20 protein-coding genes are annotated in these 17,123 nt (G+C 62.5%); 13 read left to right on the forward strand and 7 right to left on the reverse strand.

What is annotated here, in order from left to right:
• The first annotated feature begins 49 nt into the window (after positions 1–49).
• The 12 genes from NKJ04_RS19545 (at position 50) to NKJ04_RS19600 (ending at position 7,771) form a co-directional block, all read left to right on the forward strand.
• Positions 50–994: a heme o synthase gene (locus NKJ04_RS19545; protein WP_023808610.1), complete on the forward strand. Its 945-nt coding sequence runs from the start codon at positions 50–52 to the stop codon at positions 992–994.
• Positions 991–1,155 (forward strand): cytochrome c oxidase system small membrane protein, encoded by a 165-nt coding sequence (locus NKJ04_RS19550; protein ID WP_024503613.1) that lies wholly within the window; start codon positions 991–993, stop codon positions 1,153–1,155. The genes NKJ04_RS19545 and NKJ04_RS19550 overlap by 4 nt, the downstream gene beginning before the upstream one ends.
• Positions 1,155–1,787, forward strand: a complete 633-nt coding sequence (locus tag NKJ04_RS19555; RefSeq protein ID WP_023808609.1) for a cytochrome c oxidase assembly protein — start codon at positions 1,155–1,157, stop codon at positions 1,785–1,787. The genes NKJ04_RS19550 and NKJ04_RS19555 overlap by 1 nt, the downstream gene beginning before the upstream one ends.
• 1 nt (position 1,788) lies before the next feature.
• Positions 1,789–2,670 carry a cytochrome c oxidase subunit 3 gene (locus NKJ04_RS19560; RefSeq protein WP_023808608.1) on the forward strand — a complete coding sequence of 294 codons (882 nt, stop codon included), beginning with the start codon at positions 1,789–1,791 and terminating at the stop codon, positions 2,668–2,670.
• A 92-nt stretch (positions 2,671–2,762) separates the two neighbouring features.
• Positions 2,763–3,254, forward strand: coding sequence for a L,D-transpeptidase family protein (locus NKJ04_RS19565; protein WP_352609450.1), 492 nt, complete (start codon positions 2,763–2,765; stop codon positions 3,252–3,254).
• Between the two features lie 21 nt (positions 3,255–3,275).
• The gene (locus NKJ04_RS19570; protein WP_352677122.1) at positions 3,276–3,662 is read left to right on the forward strand and encodes a DUF983 domain-containing protein; all 387 of its coding nucleotides are present in this window, start codon (positions 3,276–3,278) and stop codon (positions 3,660–3,662) included.
• Positions 3,659–4,414 (forward strand): SURF1 family protein, encoded by a 756-nt coding sequence (locus tag NKJ04_RS19575; protein WP_352677123.1) that lies wholly within the window; start codon positions 3,659–3,661, stop codon positions 4,412–4,414. The genes NKJ04_RS19570 and NKJ04_RS19575 overlap by 4 nt, the downstream gene beginning before the upstream one ends.
• A 71-nt stretch (positions 4,415–4,485) precedes the next feature.
• Positions 4,486–5,496, forward strand: coding sequence for a 4-hydroxy-3-methylbut-2-enyl diphosphate reductase (gene ispH, locus NKJ04_RS19580; RefSeq protein WP_023808604.1), 1,011 nt, complete (start codon positions 4,486–4,488; stop codon positions 5,494–5,496).
• Positions 5,497–5,501: 5 nt separating this feature from the next.
• Positions 5,502–6,464 carry a homoserine kinase gene (locus NKJ04_RS19585; RefSeq protein WP_352550832.1) on the forward strand — a complete coding sequence of 321 codons (963 nt, stop codon included), beginning with the start codon at positions 5,502–5,504 and terminating at the stop codon, positions 6,462–6,464.
• A gap of 10 nt (positions 6,465–6,474) precedes the next feature.
• Positions 6,475–7,005, forward strand: a complete 531-nt coding sequence (gene rnhA / locus NKJ04_RS19590) for a ribonuclease HI (protein ID WP_352550830.1) — start codon at positions 6,475–6,477, stop codon at positions 7,003–7,005.
• A 237-nt stretch (positions 7,006–7,242) separates the two neighbouring features.
• The gene (locus NKJ04_RS19595) at positions 7,243–7,470 is read left to right on the forward strand and encodes a ribbon-helix-helix domain-containing protein (protein ID WP_352677124.1); all 228 of its coding nucleotides are present in this window, start codon (positions 7,243–7,245) and stop codon (positions 7,468–7,470) included.
• On the forward strand, positions 7,460–7,771 hold the full coding sequence (locus NKJ04_RS19600; RefSeq protein WP_352677125.1) for a type II toxin-antitoxin system RelE/ParE family toxin: 312 nt from the start codon (positions 7,460–7,462) through the stop codon (positions 7,769–7,771). The genes NKJ04_RS19595 and NKJ04_RS19600 overlap by 11 nt, the downstream gene beginning before the upstream one ends.
• An 8-nt stretch (positions 7,772–7,779) precedes the next feature.
• Here NKJ04_RS19600 and NKJ04_RS19605 read toward each other — a convergent pair whose 3' ends face one another.
• From NKJ04_RS19605 to NKJ04_RS19615, 3 genes are all read right to left on the reverse strand, one after another.
• A complete protein-coding gene (locus NKJ04_RS19605; protein WP_352677126.1) occupies positions 7,780–8,256 on the reverse strand; it encodes a DUF2938 domain-containing protein in 477 nt (158 codons plus the stop codon).
• 91 nt (positions 8,257–8,347) lie between these two features.
• Positions 8,348–8,824: a peroxiredoxin gene (locus tag NKJ04_RS19610; protein WP_023808596.1), complete on the reverse strand. Its 477-nt coding sequence runs from the start codon at positions 8,822–8,824 to the stop codon at positions 8,348–8,350.
• Between the two features lie 83 nt (positions 8,825–8,907).
• The gene (locus tag NKJ04_RS19615) at positions 8,908–9,714 is read right to left on the reverse strand and encodes a protein-disulfide reductase DsbD domain-containing protein (protein WP_023808595.1); all 807 of its coding nucleotides are present in this window, start codon (positions 9,712–9,714) and stop codon (positions 8,908–8,910) included.
• Positions 9,715–9,884: 170 nt separating this feature from the next.
• Between NKJ04_RS19615 and NKJ04_RS19620 the strand changes: the two genes are divergently transcribed.
• A complete protein-coding gene (locus NKJ04_RS19620; RefSeq protein WP_352677166.1) occupies positions 9,885–10,493 on the forward strand; it encodes a YqgE/AlgH family protein in 609 nt (202 codons plus the stop codon).
• 298 nt (positions 10,494–10,791) lie between these two features.
• Here NKJ04_RS19620 and NKJ04_RS19625 read toward each other — a convergent pair whose 3' ends face one another.
• Genes NKJ04_RS19625 through thrC form a run of 4 tightly spaced genes read right to left on the reverse strand, consistent with a single transcriptional unit; the run spans position 10,792 to position 17,000 of the window.
• Entirely contained in the window at positions 10,792–13,680 is a 2,889-nt protein-coding gene (locus NKJ04_RS19625) for an EAL domain-containing protein (protein WP_128302499.1), read from the reverse strand.
• 3 nt (positions 13,681–13,683) lie between these two features.
• Positions 13,684–14,280, reverse strand: coding sequence for a GNAT family N-acetyltransferase (locus NKJ04_RS19630; protein ID WP_128302500.1), 597 nt, complete (start codon positions 14,278–14,280; stop codon positions 13,684–13,686).
• A 15-nt stretch (positions 14,281–14,295) separates the two neighbouring features.
• Entirely contained in the window at positions 14,296–15,588 is a 1,293-nt protein-coding gene (locus tag NKJ04_RS19635; RefSeq protein WP_127290840.1) for a M16 family metallopeptidase, read from the reverse strand.
• Positions 15,589–15,602: 14 nt separating this feature from the next.
• Positions 15,603–17,000 carry a threonine synthase gene (thrC, locus tag NKJ04_RS19640; RefSeq protein WP_352677127.1) on the reverse strand — a complete coding sequence of 466 codons (1,398 nt, stop codon included), beginning with the start codon at positions 16,998–17,000 and terminating at the stop codon, positions 15,603–15,605.
• Positions 17,001–17,123 lie beyond the last annotated feature (123 nt).

The following is a 17,123-nucleotide window of genomic DNA, read 5'->3' on the forward strand; positions in this document are numbered from 1 at the left end:
CGCCGGTCCGCCGGCGGTTTTGGCCAACGGATGATGGACTTAAGTACGCATGGCCCTTGTCGACGACCCATTGATTGACGAAGCGGGCTTTCGCATGTCGGAAGCGACGGCGGGCGATTTCTTCGCGCTGCTGAAGCCGCGCGTCATGTCGCTGGTGGTGTTCACCGCCTTTGTCGGCCTTGTCGCCGCACCCGTGACCATCAACCCTCTGCTGGCGGTGATCGCCATCCTGGCTATTGCAATAGGTGCTGGTGCCTCCGGCGCGCTCAACATGTGGTACGATGCCGACATCGATGCCGTGATGACCAGGACCGCCACCCGCCCGGTCCCGGCCGGTCGCATCCAGCCGCACGAAGCGCTGACCTTCGGGCTGGTGCTGTCGGTGCTGTCGGTGATGACGCTCGGCGTACTGGTCAACTGGCTGGCGGCGACGCTGCTTGCCTTCACCATCTTTTTCTACGCCGTCGTCTACACGATGTGGCTGAAGCGCTGGACGCCGCAGAACATCGTCATCGGCGGCGCCGCCGGCGCCATTCCGCCTGTGATCGGCTGGGCCGCGGTGACCGGGACAGTCAGCCTCGAAAGCATTGTCCTGTTCCTGATCATCTTCCTGTGGACGCCGCCGCATTTCTGGGCGCTGGCGCTGTTCAAGTCCGAGGACTATGCCAAGGCCGGCATTCCGATGATGCCCAACGTCGCCGGCCACGCTTCGACCCGCCGCCAGATCTTCGCCTATGCGCTGGTGCTGGCCCCGGTCGGCGTGCTGCCGTGGCTGCTTGGCTACACCACGCCGTTCTATGGCGTGGCCGCCCTGCTTCTGGGAGTCGGTTTTGTCTGGTACGCGTGGAAAGTGCTTGGCATGGCCGACGATGACGGCGTCATGAAACCGGCCAAGGCCCTGTTCGCCTATTCGCTGCTTTACCTCTTCGCCATCTTCGCTGCCTATCTGGCCGACAGCGTTGTCGAACGCGCGCTTGCCATGGGTGGAGCATGACCATGATCGAGGAAAAGCTCGAGACCGTCACGTTGACCGAGCGTCAGAAGAAGGCGCAGCGCAGCCGTTCTATCGCCATCGGTGTGGCGCTGGCGCTGCTGGTGGTCATTTTCTACATCGCGACGATCGTGAAGTTCGGCCACAATCTGGGCACGATGTGATGAGCGTCGAGACCTCAAAAAAAACGGCTGGCAAGAACGGCAACGTCATCGTCGCGGCTGTCTGCCTCGCCTTTTTCACCGGCATGATCGGCATGGCCTATGCCGCGGTGCCGCTTTACAAAATGTTTTGCCAGGCCACCGGCTATGGCGGCACGACGCAACGTGCCGAGAAGCAGTATGCCGGCCGCGTGCTCGACCGCGAGATCACTGTCCGCTTCGATGCCAACATCGCTGGCGTGCCGTGGGAGTTCCAGCCGGTCCAGCGCTCGATGACGATGAAGATCGGCGAGACCGTGCAGGCGCACTATCAGGCGACCAACAAGTTCGATCGTCCCGTGACCGGCCGCGCTACCTTCAACGTGCAGCCTGAACTGGCAGGTCCCTATTTCAACAAGGTCGAGTGCTTCTGCTTCACCGACACGACGCTGAAGCCCGGGGAGACGCTGGACATGCCGGTGCTGTTCTACGTGGACCCCGACATCGTCAATGTGCCGGAGCTCAAGGACGTGAAGACGATCACGCTGTCCTACACGATGTTCCCGGTCGAGAAGACCAAGCCGGTCGCCTCCTCGGAGCCGGCCGAGGGCAATAGCAAGACAATTTCGAATACCGAAGCAAATCTCGGGGGTTGATATGGCAGACGCGCACGCAAAACCACAGCATGATTATCATCTCGTCGACCCGAGCCCGTGGCCTTTCCTGGGATCGGTAGGCGCACTTGTCACCGCCTTTGGCGGCGTCTGCCTGATGGAGTACCTGAAGGGCGGCTCGTTTCCGATCTTCGGCTTCAACATCGCCAATCCATGGCTGTTCTTCATCGGCCTCGTGATCATCCTCTACACCATGTTCGCCTGGTGGTCGGACACCATTAAGGAAGCGCATGAGGGCCATCACACGCGTGTCGTGTCGCTGCATCTGCGCTACGGCATGATCATGTTCATCGCCTCTGAGGTGATGTTCTTCGTTGCCTGGTTCTGGGCCTATTTCGATGCCAGCCTGTTTCCGAGCGAAGCCCAGCAATATGCCCGCACCGCGTTTACCGGCGGTGTCTGGCCGCCGAAGGGCATGGAAGTTCTCGATCCTTTCCATTTGCCGCTCTACAATACCGTCATCCTGCTGCTGTCCGGCACCACGGTGACCTGGGCGCACCATTCGCTCATCCATGGCGATCGCAAAGGCCTGATCAACGGCCTGGTGCTGACTGTCGGCCTCGGCATGCTGTTCACCATGGTGCAGGCCTACGAGTACATGCATGCTCCGTTCGCCTTCAAGGATTCCATCTATGGCGCCACCTTCTTCATGGCGACCGGCTTCCACGGTTTCCACGTCATCATCGGCACCATCTTCCTGTTGGTCTGCCTGATCCGGGCGATGAAGGGTGATTTCACCCCCAAGCAGCATTTCGGCTTCGAGGCGGCCGCCTGGTACTGGCACTTCGTCGACGTGGTCTGGCTTTTCCTGTTCGCCTCGATCTACGTCTGGGGATCGGTCGGCGCGGTGATCGAGGGCCACTGATCCTGGCCTGAGGAATTTCCGTTTCGAGAAGGCGGCCGCGGCAACGTGGCCGCCTTCTTCTTTTTGGCGCAATGATCGCTGATCGATAGCCAATGCGGCTGACAATTTTCCGGGCCATTTGCGCATTGATGATCGCGGCACTCCCGGCCTTTGCCGGCGAGAAGGTGGATCTGGTGCGTGTCCACAAAGCCGAACGCCGGCTGGAACTGATCGGCGACGGCAAGATCCTGCGCAGCTACGGCATCGCACTCGGCGGCGATCCTGTCGGGCATAAGCACCAGGAGGGCGATCAACGCACGCCCGAGGGGAACTATGTCCTCGACTGGCGCAACCCGAACAGCATCGCGCACAGATCGATCCATATTTCGTACCCCAACACCGACGATCTGGCGGCCGCCAAGGCGCGCAATGTCGACGCGGGCGGCATGATCATGATCCACGGCCAGCCAAACGGTTATGGCTGGTGGGGCTGGCTGCTTCAATTGGTCGACTGGACCGACGGCTGCATTGCGGTTACGGACTCCGATATGGACGAAATCTGGGCGATGGTGGCCGATGGCACACCGATCGAGATCGAGCGGTAGGCAATGAGCGACGACGCTCCCATGAGTGAAGACAGGGCGATCTGGCCGCCGATCGATCCGATCTCGGCCGGCCTGCATGGCCGCTGCCCGCGCTGCGGCGAGGGGCGGTTGTTTGCCGGTTTCCTCACTGTCGGCAAGCGCTGCGGCAATTGCGGCCTCGATTATTCCTACGCCGATGCCGGCGACGGGCCGGCGGTCTTCGTCATCTTGATCATAGGCTTCCTCATTGTCGGCCTGGCGCTCTGGGTTGAAGTCACGCTCAGCCCGCCGCTCTGGCTGCATCTGCTGGTCTGGATTCCGCTGGCTATCGTGCTGTGCCTGGCGGCGCTGAGGCTGATCAAAGGCGTGCTGCTGACGCTGCAATACCGCAACAAGGCGGCCGAAGGCCGGTTGGATCGCGGCGAATGAGCGAGGCATCCGTTAAAGCCGACGGCCGATCGCGGCCTAGGACGGCATTGCTGCTTGGCCTTGGCCTTGTGCTGTTACTGATCCTGCTGGCGCTTGGTACCTGGCAGGTCCAGCGCCTGTACTGGAAGGAAGGTCTTCTTCAGACCATCGACCGGCGCACCCATTCAGCGCCCTTGCCGTTGGTTGCGGTCGAGAAAGAGTTCGCCGCCACCGGGGATGTCGATTATACGCCGGTTACCGTCACCGGCACGTTCCTGCATCAAGGCGAACGCCATTTCTACGCAACCTGGGAAGGTGACGCCGGCTTCAATGTCTACACGCCGCTGGCGCTCGACGACGGCCGCTTCGTCCTGATCAATCGCGGCTTCGTGCCTTACGATCTGAAGGACGCCGCCAAGCGCGCCAAGGGACAGGTGACTGGCAGAGTGACCGTGACCGGGCTGGCCCGCAACCCGCTGCCGGCGAAGCCGTCGATGATGCTGCCCGACAACGACGTGGCGAAGAACATCTTCTACTGGAAGGACCGCGACGTGATGGCTGCGAGCGCCGGTCTGCCGGCGGGCGCCGCGCTGGTGCCGATCTTCATCGACGCAGACAAGACGCCAAACCCAGGCGGCTTGCCGGTTGGCGGCGTCACCATCATCGACCTCCCGAACAGCCATCTGCAATATGCGATGACTTGGTACGGGCTTGCCGCGGCGCTCGCAGCCGTGCTCATCCTGCGGCTTCGCCGTCCCGCGAAAGACGAATGAACGCGGCTGATGCCCTTGACAGGGCAGGGGTGCGCACCTCATTTCGGCTTTGATCAACCGGCCCGGATTTAATGCTTCAGACAACCACCAAACCACCTCTGACGATCCGGCTCTGCCAGCCGCGCGGTTTCTGCGCCGGTGTCGACCGTGCCATCCAGATCGTCGTGCTGGCGCTGAAGAAATATGGCGCGCCGGTCTATGTCCGCCATGAGATCGTGCACAACCGCTACGTCGTCGAGGGGCTGCAAAGCCTTGGCGCCGTCTTCATCGAGGAACTCTCCGAGATACCGGCCGAACATCGGCAGTCGCCCGTCGTGTTCTCGGCGCATGGCGTGCCGAAATCGGTGCCGGCGGATGCGAAGGCGCGCAATCTCTTCTATCTCGATGCCACCTGCCCGCTGGTGTCGAAGGTCCACAAGCAAGCGATGCGCCATCAGCGGCTCGGCCGTCATGTGCTGTTGATTGGTCACGCCGGCCATCCCGAGGTGATCGGCACCATGGGCCAGCTGCCGGACGGAGCGGTGACGCTGATCGAAACCGAAGCCGATGCCGCAAAGCTCTCGCCCGCCGATCCGCAGGCGCTCGGCTTCGTTACCCAGACCACATTGTCGGTCGAGGACACCGCCGGCATCATCCGCGCCTTGCAGGATCGCTTTCCGGCGCTGCAGGCACCGGCGGCGGAATCGATCTGCTATGCCACCACCAACCGCCAGGAAGCCGTCAAGGACACCGCGCCGGGCGCCGATCTCTATCTGATCGTCGGCGCGCCGAATTCCTCCAATTCGCGACGACTTGTCGAAGTCGCGGAGCGTGCAGGCGCCACCATGTCGCTTCTCGTGCAGCGCGCCGCCGAGATTCCGTGGAATGACATCGGCAACATCTCGACGCTCGGCCTGTCGGCCGGCGCGTCGGCGCCCGAAATCATTGTCGACGAGATCATCGACGCGTTCCGGCAGCGCTTCGATGTCACGATCGATCTGGCCATCACGGCCACGGAAACGGAGGATTTTCCGGTCATGCGGGTATTGCGCGATGTCGAACTGACGCGGGCCGACATGGCCTTCGTCAATGGAGCCGCGTAAGCCACATGGCGGTCTACACCGACGTTGCGGAAGGCGAACTCGGCGCATTCCTGAAAAACTATCCGGTCGGCGATCTCCTGTCCTACAAGGGCATCGCCGAAGGTACCGAGAACTCGAACTTTCTGCTGCACACCTCCAGCGGTTCCTACATCCTGACGCTCTATGAAAAGCGGGTCGAGAAGGCGGATCTGCCGTTTTTCCTCGGTCTGATGGGCCATCTCGCCAACAAGGGCGTGTCCTGCCCGCTGCCGGTGACCGCGCATGACGGCAGCGTCATCGGCACGCTCGCCGGCCGGCCGGCGGTCATCATCACCTTCCTGGAAGGGCTTTCGTTGCGGCGGCCCACAGCAACGCATTGTGCCGAGGTCGGCAAGGCGTTGGCGCAGTTGCATCTGGCCGGCGCCGATTTTTCGATGACGCGTCCGAATGCCCTGGCCATCGACGGCTGGCGCAAGCTCTGGGATGCAGCGCGCGATCGCGCAGACGAGGTCGAGCCGGGTCTGGCCGCCGAGGTCGATGCCGACTTCGCCGATTTCGAGCGCAACTGGCCCAAAGACCTGCCGCAAGGCATCATCCATGCCGATCTATTCCCCGACAACGTTTTCTTCCTCGGCGAAAAACTGTCCGGCCTGATCGATTTCTATTTCGCCTGCGACGACCTCTACGCCTACGATGTCGCCACCTGTCTCAACGCCTGGTGCTTCGAGAAGGATTTTTCCTTCAATCTCACCAAGGGCAAGGCGCTGCTCGCCGGCTACCAGAGCCTCCGGCTTCTGAGCGACCAGGAAAAGGCTGCGCTGCCGATGCTGGCGCGCGGTTCGGCGTTGCGCTTCATGCTGACCCGGCTGTACGACTGGTTGACCGTTCCCGATGGCGGGCTGGTGATGAAACGCGATCCGACCGAATACATCAGAAGGATGCGGTTCCACCGGGCGATTAAATCGTCTTCGGAATATGGATTGGCCTGATATGGGTATCATGAGCAAACAGGTTGAGATCTTCACTGACGGCGCCTGTTCGGGCAATCCCGGCCCCGGCGGCTGGGGCGCGATCCTGCGCTTCAACGGCACCACCAAGGAGCTTTCCGGCGGTGAGGCCGAGACGACCAACAACCGCATGGAACTTCTCGCCGCAATCTCGGCGCTGAATGCACTGAAGGAACCTTGCGTTGTCGACCTTCACACCGACAGCAAATATGTCATGGACGGTATTTCCAAGTGGATCCACGGCTGGAAGAAGAACGGCTGGAAAACCGCCGACAAGAAGCCTGTGAAGAACGGTGAACTCTGGCAGGCGCTCGACGAGGCCAACAAGCGCCACAAGGTCACCTGGAACTGGGTCAAGGGCCATGACGGCCATGTCGAGAACGAGCGCGCCGACGAACTCGCGCGCGAAGGGATGGCGCCGTTCAAGAAAGGCCCGTTGAGGCCTGCAGCAGCGCCAAAGCCTGCCGCGCCGGCCAAACAACCGGCAATCGCGAAAGTGCGGCGCTCGACCCAGAGCTATTGAATTTCCGGAGCGGCGCGGCTAGGCGCGCATCGCGTTATCAACGGTTGACGGCCGACGACAGGCTGCCTTGACCAGCGTCCAGCGGACGTAAGGCCTTTGGTGGCGTCGCAGTTGCTCCAGAATACGGAGGGAGTAATATTTCCTACCATAGAGCAAAATGCGATAAGGAAACGGGCGTGGCAAACGTAGAAAAAATGAGCGTGGCTGTGACCCCGCAACAAGCAGCTGTGATGCGTGATGCGTGAGGCTGTCGAGGCGGGCGAGTATGCCACCGCAAGCGAGATTGTGCGTGAAGCGGTGCGGGATTGGCTGGCCAAGCGTGAACTTCGGCACGACGATATCCGCCGGCTAAGGCACCTGTGGGATGAAGGCAAGGCAAGTGGGAGGCCGGAGCCTGTGGATTTCGACGCGTTGCGAAAGGAAGCTCGGCGAAGGCTGGCGGAAGCCTCGCGGAATGACCGTTAGGCTGGTCTGGTCACCCGCGGCCAAGGCGGACCTCATCGACGTCTACGTGATGATAGGCAGCGAAAACATACGAGCGGCCGATCGCTATTATGATCAACTAGAAGCGCGGGCCTTGCAGCTGGCAGACCATCCGCGCATGGGTGTTAGGCACCCGATATCAGGTCTTCCGTACGGATGCTGGGTGGAGGCGCCGTTTGTACTGCTCTACGAAACGATTCCGGACACGGATGATGGCCCTGTTGAGTGGGTTGAAATCGTCCGTGTGGTGGACGGCCGGCGGGATCTGAACCGTTTATTCTAGCGAGCTGTTTATCGGATCAGCAGCGCTGTGCCCCAAAGCCCGAGCGCGAACACCGTATGCGACACCAGGTTCAGCGCGCGGATCAGCATCGGGTTGGGCCGCTTCGAGGCGGCCCAGCCGGCGCCCATGCCGGGTGCCAGCAGGAACCAGCCGGCGCCGACGGTGACGATGCCGAGGATGAAGGCCGGCAGGAATGTCGGCGCGGCAAGCCAGCCCGCTCCGGCCAACACCACCAGGATGATGCCGTAGACGATGCCGACAAAATAGTGAAAGGCCCAGCCCAGCGCCTTTTCATGCGCGTAGGGCGCTGCACCGCCGATATCATCGTGAAAGACCTTGTCGCGGAGATGCCAGACCCAGCGACCGACCGGCCCCCAGTTCGGCCGTGGCTGCCCGAACGCCTTGTACAGGAAGATGGCCCAGAGATCCATCGCCACCGTAGCGCCGATGCCGATCGCGATAGCACGCCAGAACATGTCAAACATCGAGGTCCCCCCAAAGGCAATCCCTGGAATACAAGGGCGATCGTCGGGCGGCGGCAACCGTTGCGGTCCAGCCCGACGTTGTCGCTGAAGTTCAGAGCTGCCCCAGAATATGAGCCGCACCGGACTCGTCGACACCGGGCTTGGTCTCGACATTGAGCGCGGTGACCTTGCCGTCGTCGATGATCATTGAGAAGCGCCTCGAGCGCAGGCCCATATCGTTGCTGATGTAATCGAGGCCCACCGCCTTGGCGAAATCGCCACTGCCGTCGGCGAGGAACAGGATCTTGCCCTCGCCGCCGGTGAAGTGCGCCCAGGCGCCCATGACATGGACGTCATTGACCGAAACGACGGCGATGGTGTCGACGCCGCGCGCCAGGATGGCATCGTGGTTCTCGAGATAACCCGGCAAATGGTTGTTGCTGCAGGTAGGTGTGAAGGCGCCGGGAACCCCAAACAGCACGACCTTCTTGCCCGAGAAAATCTCGGCCCCGGTGATCGGCTTGGCGCCATCGGCGGTCATCGTCTTGAAGGTCACGTCAGGCAGCTTGTCGCCAACGGAAATGGTCATGGATTCCTCGCTTGGGAAAATGGGAAGGACGTGTCTTTGCTAGCGAACTCAACGGCTTCCTGCAATCGTTGGGACAGGCTGGATCAAGGGAAAGGCAGAACCCCTTCGACCGCACCTGCCGCACTCGTCAGCGTATAGTGAAGCCCGCCATCGGTCGGCGTCGTCGAGGGGCGATCGAGGATCGGCACGGTGAAAATCAGCTTGCCGTCCTTTTCGCTGCGGGCCGGGGTGCCGAACATGTAGTCCCGCTCGCCGGCAACGAAGAAATCCGCCGCCGCCGGATCGCCGGGAAAGCTCGCCTCGACAATCAGCGTCTCGTGGTCGCCCGGCAGCACATTGATGCCGAAATCGGACCTCGCGGGCCCAGGCAGTGCCGTAAAACTCGCCTTCACCAGCGCCGCGTCCTCGGCATTGTCCGGATCGGAGGCGGGGTCGACGGTCAGCCGCGTCTGCACCGGAATGCAGATCGTTTCGCAGATGCCGAGAAAGATGTCGGCATCGATCACCGCCGGCTGGTTCGGCGTCGCCAGCGTGAATGTCACCGGCAGAGAAACCGGATAGTTGTAGCCTGCCCATTTGCCATAGCCGTCGTCATGGCGCTGCGGCGCCGGAAACGACAGAGTGGCGTCGGCGATGTTGGTGCTGGCTGAAATGTCGAGTTGCGGCGGCACGCCCGCGTCGCCCGGATCGCGCCAATATGTCTTCCAGCCAGGCTTGAGCGCAATATCGAGAACGCCTTGGATACGGCCGGCATCGTCGGCTTTGCCTGATGTCACCAGCCGAACCTTGCCGCCTTCACTGTTGTACCACGCCGACGAAGAGGCGGCGGCGGGAAGAGCGGTTGCCGATCCGATGGCGGCGCCGAGCAGCAGGATTTTCAAGCTTCGCATGGCGGTGATTTGATCGTCCGTTCGTGGCCGCGCAATGATTTCATGGCCTTGCCGGTATCATATTTGCGTGACTTCGAGGGAGAAGAATGTTCGAGCCGCCGCAACAGGCTTTGGTCGAATCCAGCACGGCGCATCTTTTCGGCGCTTTGGAAACGCGTTACGCTCCCTTCATGGACTTGTTGCGCCACAAGAAGACGGTCGCCAGTCGCGGCTTTCTCGACGATCAGTTCCTGATTGCCATGCCCGGCATGAAGGACGACCGTTTCACGCGCTCGGTCATCTATGTCTGCGCACACTCCGATGAAGGCGCCATGGGCCTGATCATCAACCAGACGCAGCAGATGCTGTTTCCGGACCTGCTCGTGCAACTGGGCATCATGAACGAGCAGGAGGCGATCCGCTTGCCGGCTCAGGCCCGCGATTTCGTCGTGCGCAATGGCGGCCCCGTGGACCGCAGCCGGGGCTTCGTCCTGCATTCGGGAGACTATCGGGTGGAATCGTCGCTGACCGTTTCCGACGACATCTGCCTGACGGCGACCGTCGACATATTGCGCGCAATATCGTCCGGCCGCGGGCCTCGTCATGCGCTGATGGCGCTCGGCTATTCCGGCTGGGGCGCCGGCCAATTGGAGACCGAGATCGCCGAAAATGGCTGGCTGACCTGTCCGGCCAATGCCGAGCTTCTGTTCGACACCGACATCGAGCGCAAATACGACCGGATCCTCGCCTCGATCGGTATCGAGCTTGCGCATCTCAGCTTGGCGGCCGGACACGCGTAATCGCGAACAGTCATGCGCAACATTCGCGGCTAGCCGAAGCCGCCTACACCTTCGTCATCCTAGGGCGAAGCAGGAGCGAAGCTCCGTCGCGGAGACCCTGGGATCCATTCCGTGACCTATGTCGAAGGATGCAGCGGCGAAGAAATCTGAACCGTTTTCAACGCTTTAACCTCACGGCATGGCTCCTAGGGTCTGCGCCGCGTCGCTGCGCTCCTTGCTTCGCCCTAGGATGACGAAGCGATAGGCGTCTCGGCCAATCGCAGAGGTCCGCGCCTGGGCGACGCGCGCCTGAATCCCATCACGCTTGCGTCAGCGGATACTGCTCCTTTAGCGTCTTCAGCACCTGGTCGCCCGGCATTGGTGCGCCGAACATGAAGCTCTGGACATATTCGCAGCCCATCTGGCGCAGTTCCAGCGCGTCGCTCTCGTCCGAAATGCCCTCGGCGACGACGGACAGGCCGAGTTCATGCGCCATGTTGACCATCGATTTCAGCAGCACCGCGCGCTTGGGCGTGTTGTCGTCAACGAAGCTCTTGTCGATCTTGATGGTGTCGAAGGGAAAACGCGTCAGATAGGCCAATGAGGAATAACCGGTGCCGAAATCGTCCAGCGACAGGCCGATGCCGAGTTGCTTCAGCTTGGTCAGCACATGGGCGGTCTGCTCGGGATTGTCCATGACAAGCGATTCGGTGAGCTCCAGCCGGAAGCAGCGCGGCTTCAGATTGGCCCGAGCGATGACCGAGCGGACGTCGCTGACCAGGTCACGGCGGATCAGCTGGCGGCTGGACAAATTGACCGAGACCGACAGCGGCGCGTCACCGATCTGTTTTTGCCAGCTGGCGAGATCTTCCGCCGCCTGCTGCATGGCAAACAGGCCGAGCTGCACGATAAGCCCGCAGCTTTCGGCGACCGGGATGAAATCCGCCGGCGGGATCATGCCGCGGCGCGGGTGGTCCCAGCGCAGCAGCGCCTCGAAGCCGGCGACACTGCCGTCCTCAAGCCGCACGATCGGCTGGTAGGCAAGCGTGAATTCCCGCCGCTCGATGGCGCGGCGCAGGTCGGATTCGAACTGCAGCCTGTCGGTGCCGACAGTGCGGAAGGCCGGACGGAACGGCTCGATCCTGTCGCCGCCGAAGCGCTTGGCCTGGTGCATGGCAAGCTCGGCATCCTTGACCATGTCCTCGGCCGACATCTGCGGCGAATTCCAGGTGATCAGTCCGATCGACGCGGTCAGCACGATCTCGCGCTTGGCAAAGGTGATCGGGTTGTTGATGGCATGCTTGATGGCATCCGCCACGGCGGCGATGCGGGCCGGGTCCTGTTCGGACAATAGCATCAGCGCGAACTGATCGCCGGCAAAGCGCGACAGCGAATCCTTCGGCTTGAGCAGCCGGTGCAGGCGACGCGCGATGGTCAAGAGGATGGTGTCGCCGGCCGAGATGCCGAGGCCGTCATTGACCTGCTTGAAACGGTCGATGTCGATGACGAAGACGGTTGGCCGCACCTTTTCTTCGGTGCGCGCGATCGAGATGATCGCTTCCAGCCGATTCATCAAAAGTTCGCGGTTCGGCAGACCGGTCAGATTGTCGTGAACGGCGTCGTGCAGCAGCCTTTCCTCGGACTTTTTCTGCTCGGTCACGTCGACCATGGTACCGACGCAGCGGATAACCTCGCCGTCGGATCCGATGACCGGGCGCGCGCGCAGCGAAAACCAGTGATAGTGGCCGTCGGCGCCGCGCAGGCGAAAATTCTGCGATACCCGGCCGCGCCGGTGTTCGAGCACGACGTCGAGCGTGGTGCGGAACGTGTCGCGGTCGTCGGCATGCAGCACCGGGAGCCAGTTGCGGGCCGCGCCGCCAAGGCTGTTCGGCGCCAGTCCGAGCTGGATGCTGACATCGGGCTTGGTGACGACGCGGTCGCGCAGCACGTCCCAATCCCATACCGTGTCGCCCGAACCGGCGACCGCCAGCGCCTGCCGCTCGAGGTCGGAGAACAGGCCCTGATGCAGCGCGCCGCCGGCAAAAGCATGCTGCATGACGGTGAAGCCGATCAGAAGGATGATCAGGATCAGCCCGCCGCCCAGGGCCGGCTGGGCAATGTCGTTGTCGAGCATGCCGGTGATCGCCATCCACGATCCGCATAGCCACAACAGCACCATGACCCAACTGGGCACCAGCATGATGGCACGGTCGTAGCCGCGTATGCCGAGGAAGATGATCAGGCCAAGCCCGGTCAGTGCGGTGGCGGCGAAGGACAGCCTGGCAATGCCGGCGGCGACCGCCGGATCGACGATGGCGACGCCGGCGATCAGCACCAGTCCGAGGATCCAGACCAGCGCGCCATAACTGAAATGGCCGTGCCATCGGTTGAGGTTGAGATAGGCGAACAGGAACACCACGAAGGTTCCCGCCAGCGCCACCTCCGTTCCCGCTCGCCACATCTGCTCGTTGCCGGGCGATATCTCGATGATCTTGTTGAGGAAGCCGAAATCGACGCAGATATAGGCCAGCACCGCCCAGGCAAGTGCCGCGGTTGCCGGGAACATCGAGGTTCCCTTGACCACGAAAAGGATGGTCAGGAACAGCGCCAGCAGGCCTGCAATGCCGATGACGATGCCGCGAAACAGCGTGTAGGAATTGACCGAGTCCTTGTAGGATTCCGGATCCCAGAGGTAGACCTGCGGCAGCTTCGGCGAGGCCAGTTCGGCGATGAAGGTAATCACCGTGCCGGGGTTCAGCGTCACCCGGAAAACGTCGGCGTCGGGGCTGGTCTGGCGATCGAGCGCGAAGCCTTCGCTGGGAGTGATGGCGGCGATGCGGGTCGAGCCGAGATCCGGCCAGAAGATGCCGGAATTCACCAGGCGGAAATGCGGTGCGACGATCAGCCGGTCGAGTTGCTGGTCGGTGGTGTTGGCGAGCGCGAAAACAGCCCAGTCGCCGGTGGAACGGGCATCATTGGCCTCGACCTCGATGCGCCGCACGATACCGTCCGGACCCGGCGCGGTCGACACCTGGAAATTCTCGCCCTGGTTGCGGTAGATCTCGACGGCGCCGGAAAGGTCGAGCGCGACGTCGTCGCGGGCAATCTTGATCGGTTCGACGGCAAAGGCCGACGATGCCGCGCACAGCGTCAGGAGTGTCGCGAGGACAAAGGCGAACAGCGACCCGTTGCGCAGGAAATTCGTCAAAAATCAGTCCTTCGTTCCAACGCCCGGCGGATCGTCCGCGATCCGGGCGTAGAGGTAGTGGTCCTGCCAGATGCCGTTGATCCTGAGATAGGATCGCAGCAGTCCTTCGCGCCGAAATCCGGCTTTTTCAAGCACGCGGATCGACCGGATATTGTCGGGAATACAGGCCGCTTCGATCCGGTGCAACCTCAGCGTATCGAAGGCGAAGCGGGCCACCACCTTGACCGCGTCGGTCATCAGGCCGCGGCCGCCGAAGCGCTCGCCGATCCAGTAGCCGACATGGCCGCTCTGCGAGACGCCATGGCGTATGTTGCCGAGCGTGATGCCGCCGGCCAGCTTGCCACTGCTCCTCTCGAAGATGAAGAAGGCGATAGCGGTTCCTTGCGCATAATCCTCGCGGTAGCGGCTGATGCGCAGCCGCCATGCGTTGCGGTCGAGTTCATCGGGAGTCCAGCGTGGCTCCCAGGGTTCGAGGAAGGCGCGGCTTTCGCCACGCACCGCCGCCCACTCGCGGAAGTCGTTGGTGAACGGCACGCGCAGCGTGACGCGGTCGCCTTTCAGCGCCGGCAGGTCGCGGCGGAAGAAAGGGAGCGCGAACACGACGCTTCGAGGGGCTTAGACGGCGAGCTTACGGGCCGTGGTCTGCGTGCCTGCGAGCGATTCGAGGATCGCCTCGTATGGCGCCAGTGTGCCCACAGGCCCGACAGCGGTAAGCGTCGGCTTGGTCGAGAACAAACGCGACGATAGATCGGTCAGCCGCTCGACCGTCAGCGCCGACAGCCGTTCCATCAGTTCCTCCTTGGCGATCGGCCGGCCGAACAGAAGCAGCTGCCGTGCGATCTGCGAAGCGCGGCTGGCCGGGCTTTCGGCTGACATGATCAGTCCGGCGCGATATTGGGCGCGCGCCCGGTCGAGTTCTTCCTGCAGGATTTTCTCGCCGGCCTTCTGCAGCTCGTCGATGATGACAGGCACCAGTTCGGCGATGTCGCTCTGGCCGGTCGCGGCATGGACGCCGAAGACGCCGGTGTCGGAAAAGCCCCAATGGAAAGCATAGACCGAATAACACAGGCCGCGCTTCTCGCGGACCTCCTGGAACAGGCGCGACGACATGCCACCGCCGAGGATCATCGACAGCACCTGCGAGGCATAGAAGTCGCGCACATGATAGGCCCGGCCTTCGAACCCCAGCACGATCTGCGCGTCCATCAGGTCGCGGTCCTCACGGAAGTCGCCGCCGACATATTGCGCATATTGCGGGATGGTGCTGTCGGCCTTGCTGCGGAAGCCGCCGAGTTGCTTTTCGACCTCGCGCACGAAATTGTCATGCTTGATGTCGCCGGCGGCGACAATCACCATGCGCTCGGCGCCATATTGCCGCTCGATGAAGTCGTGGAGTTGCTTGGAGGTGAAGGATTTGACCGTTTCGGGTGTGCCGAGAATGGAGCGGCCGATGGTCTGATGGCGATAGGCGGTTTCCGTGAAACGGTCGAAGACGATGTCGTCGGGGGTGTCGTGCGCGGCGCCGATCTCCTGCAGGATCACATGCTGTTCGCGTTCGAGTTCCTGCGGGTCGAATTCGGATTCTTGCAGGATGTCGGCAAGAATGTCGACGGCCAGCGGCACGTCGTCGGAGAGCACCCTGGCATAGTAGGAAGTGGTTTCGACGCTGGTGGCGGCGTTGATTTCGCCGCCGACGTCTTCGATCTCCGAGGCGATTTCGAAGGCGCTCCGCCTTTTCGTGCCCTTGAACGCCATGTGCTCGAGCAGATGGGCCATGCCATGCTCGTCCTCACGTTCATTGCGGGCACCCGACTTGACCCAGGCACCAAGGGCAACCGATTCGATGCTTTGAAGGGTTTCGGTGGCGACTGTCAGGCCGTTCGACAGACGGCTTACCTCAACACCCATATGGCTAGTACTCCTTAACGCGCCGCCCGCGCGCGGCGGCCGACATAATCTTCCACCATTTTCAGGTCGGAGGGAAGTACCGTGTATTTTTCCTCCGATGTCATCAACCCACCTAGCCATGCGGGCAGTGCGGGCGACACGCCGCTGGCGGCTTCGACGGCGGCCGGGAATTTTGCCGGGTGTGCGGTACCCAGCACCACCATCGGCACGGCGCCTGACGCCTTGCCCGCAGCGACATGCACAGCTGCCGCGGTGTGCGGATCGAGCAGATAGTTGCTGGCCGCGAGCGTCGAGCGGATGGTGGCGGCGACCTCGTCCATATCAGCCCGGCCGGCGTCGAATTCCGACCGCATCCCGGCGATTTGCTGGGGTTCGATGGTGAAAGCGCCGGACTGCTTCAGACCGTCCATGTAGCGCCGCACGGTCGCCGCGTCACGGCCGGAGGCCTCGAACAGCAGGCGTTCGAAATTGGACGACACCTGGATATCCATCGACGGCGACGTGGTCGCAAAGACACCCTTGGTGCGATATTCCCCTGTCGCGAAGGTCCGCGCCAGGATGTCATTGTCGTTGGTGGCGATGACCAGCCGCTCGATCGGCAAGCCCATCTTCTTGGCCGCGTAGCCGGCGAAGATATCGCCGAAATTGCCGGTCGGCACGGTGAAGGAGACCGGCCTGTCCGGCGCGCCAAGCGACAGCGCCGAGGAGAAATAATAGACGATCTGGGCCATGATCCGGGCCCAGTTGATCGAGTTGACGCCCGAAAGCGCCACCCGGTCGCGAAATCCGTGATCGTTGAACATCTCCTTGAGCAGGCCCTGGCAATCGTCGAAATTGCCTTCGATCGCCAGCGCATGGACGTTTGCAGCCGTCGACGTCGTCATCTGCCGCTGCTGCACCGGCGAGACGCGGCCGTGCGGGAAAAGGATGAAGATGTCGGTCCGGCTGCGACCGGCAAAGGCATCGATGGCCGCCCCGCCGGTATCGCCCGAGGTGGCGCCGACGATGGTGGCGTGCTGGTCGCGTTCGGCAAGCACATGGTCCATCAGCCGGGCCAGAAGCTGCATCGCCACGTCCTTGAAGGCGAGCGTCGGCCCGTGGAAGAGTTCCAGGATGAAGGTGTTGGGGCCGGTCTGCACCAGCGGGCAGACGGCCTCGTGGCGGAAGGTGGCATAGGCTTCGCGCACCAGCCGCTCGAAAACGGAGGCCGGGATCTCGTCGCCAAGGAACGGCGACAGCACGCGGATGGCAAGTTCGGGATAGGCAAGGCCGCGCATGGCGCGGATCTCGGCGGCGGAAAACTGTGGCCACTCGCGCGGCACGTAGAGCCCGCCGTCGCGCGCCAGCCCGGCCAGCACGGCGTCGGAAAATCCAAGAACGGGGGCTTCCCCGCGGGTACTCACATAATGCATGTCACAATTCCGTTACTGCTTGGCTTTTCCATCCACCGCAAGGTGGTTAATTTCTGCGCTGGCTCAGTCGCATTTTTGCCGCGCGGTTGATATACGTCACCAGCTTTGCGAGAGGGAAGTGCA

The sequence above is a fragment of the Mesorhizobium sp. M0618 genome (assembly GCF_040320765.1).
In the GTDB taxonomy this organism is placed as follows: Bacteria; Pseudomonadota; Alphaproteobacteria; order Rhizobiales; family Rhizobiaceae; genus Mesorhizobium.

Coding starts and splice junctions, on each gene's coding strand:
- NKJ04_RS19545 (WP_023808610.1), top strand. CDS start 50: ATGGCCCTTGTCGACGACCCATTGATTGACGAAGCGGGCTTTCGCATG.
- NKJ04_RS19550 (WP_024503613.1), top strand. CDS start 991: ATGACCATGATCGAGGAAAAGCTCGAGACCGTCACGTTGACCGAGCGT.
- NKJ04_RS19555 (WP_023808609.1), top strand. CDS start 1,155: ATGAGCGTCGAGACCTCAAAAAAAACGGCTGGCAAGAACGGCAACGTC.
- NKJ04_RS19560 (WP_023808608.1), top strand. CDS start 1,789: ATGGCAGACGCGCACGCAAAACCACAGCATGATTATCATCTCGTCGAC.
- NKJ04_RS19565 (WP_352609450.1), top strand. CDS start 2,763: ATGCGGCTGACAATTTTCCGGGCCATTTGCGCATTGATGATCGCGGCA.
- NKJ04_RS19570 (WP_352677122.1), top strand. CDS start 3,276: ATGAGTGAAGACAGGGCGATCTGGCCGCCGATCGATCCGATCTCGGCC.
- NKJ04_RS19575 (WP_352677123.1), top strand. CDS start 3,659: ATGAGCGAGGCATCCGTTAAAGCCGACGGCCGATCGCGGCCTAGGACG.
- ispH (WP_023808604.1), top strand. CDS start 4,486: ATGCTTCAGACAACCACCAAACCACCTCTGACGATCCGGCTCTGCCAG.
- NKJ04_RS19585 (WP_352550832.1), top strand. CDS start 5,502: ATGGCGGTCTACACCGACGTTGCGGAAGGCGAACTCGGCGCATTCCTG.
- rnhA (WP_352550830.1), top strand. CDS start 6,475: ATGAGCAAACAGGTTGAGATCTTCACTGACGGCGCCTGTTCGGGCAAT.
- NKJ04_RS19595 (WP_352677124.1), top strand. CDS start 7,243: ATGCGTGAGGCTGTCGAGGCGGGCGAGTATGCCACCGCAAGCGAGATT.
- NKJ04_RS19600 (WP_352677125.1), top strand. CDS start 7,460: ATGACCGTTAGGCTGGTCTGGTCACCCGCGGCCAAGGCGGACCTCATC.
- NKJ04_RS19605 (WP_352677126.1), bottom strand. CDS start 8,256: ATGTTTGACATGTTCTGGCGTGCTATCGCGATCGGCATCGGCGCTACG.
- NKJ04_RS19610 (WP_023808596.1), bottom strand. CDS start 8,824: ATGACCATTTCCGTTGGCGACAAGCTGCCTGACGTGACCTTCAAGACG.
- NKJ04_RS19615 (WP_023808595.1), bottom strand. CDS start 9,714: ATGCGAAGCTTGAAAATCCTGCTGCTCGGCGCCGCCATCGGATCGGCA.
- NKJ04_RS19620 (WP_352677166.1), top strand. CDS start 9,885: ATGGACTTGTTGCGCCACAAGAAGACGGTCGCCAGTCGCGGCTTTCTC.
- NKJ04_RS19635 (WP_127290840.1), bottom strand. CDS start 15,588: ATGGGTGTTGAGGTAAGCCGTCTGTCGAACGGCCTGACAGTCGCCACC.
- thrC (WP_352677127.1), bottom strand. CDS start 17,000: ATGCATTATGTGAGTACCCGCGGGGAAGCCCCCGTTCTTGGATTTTCC.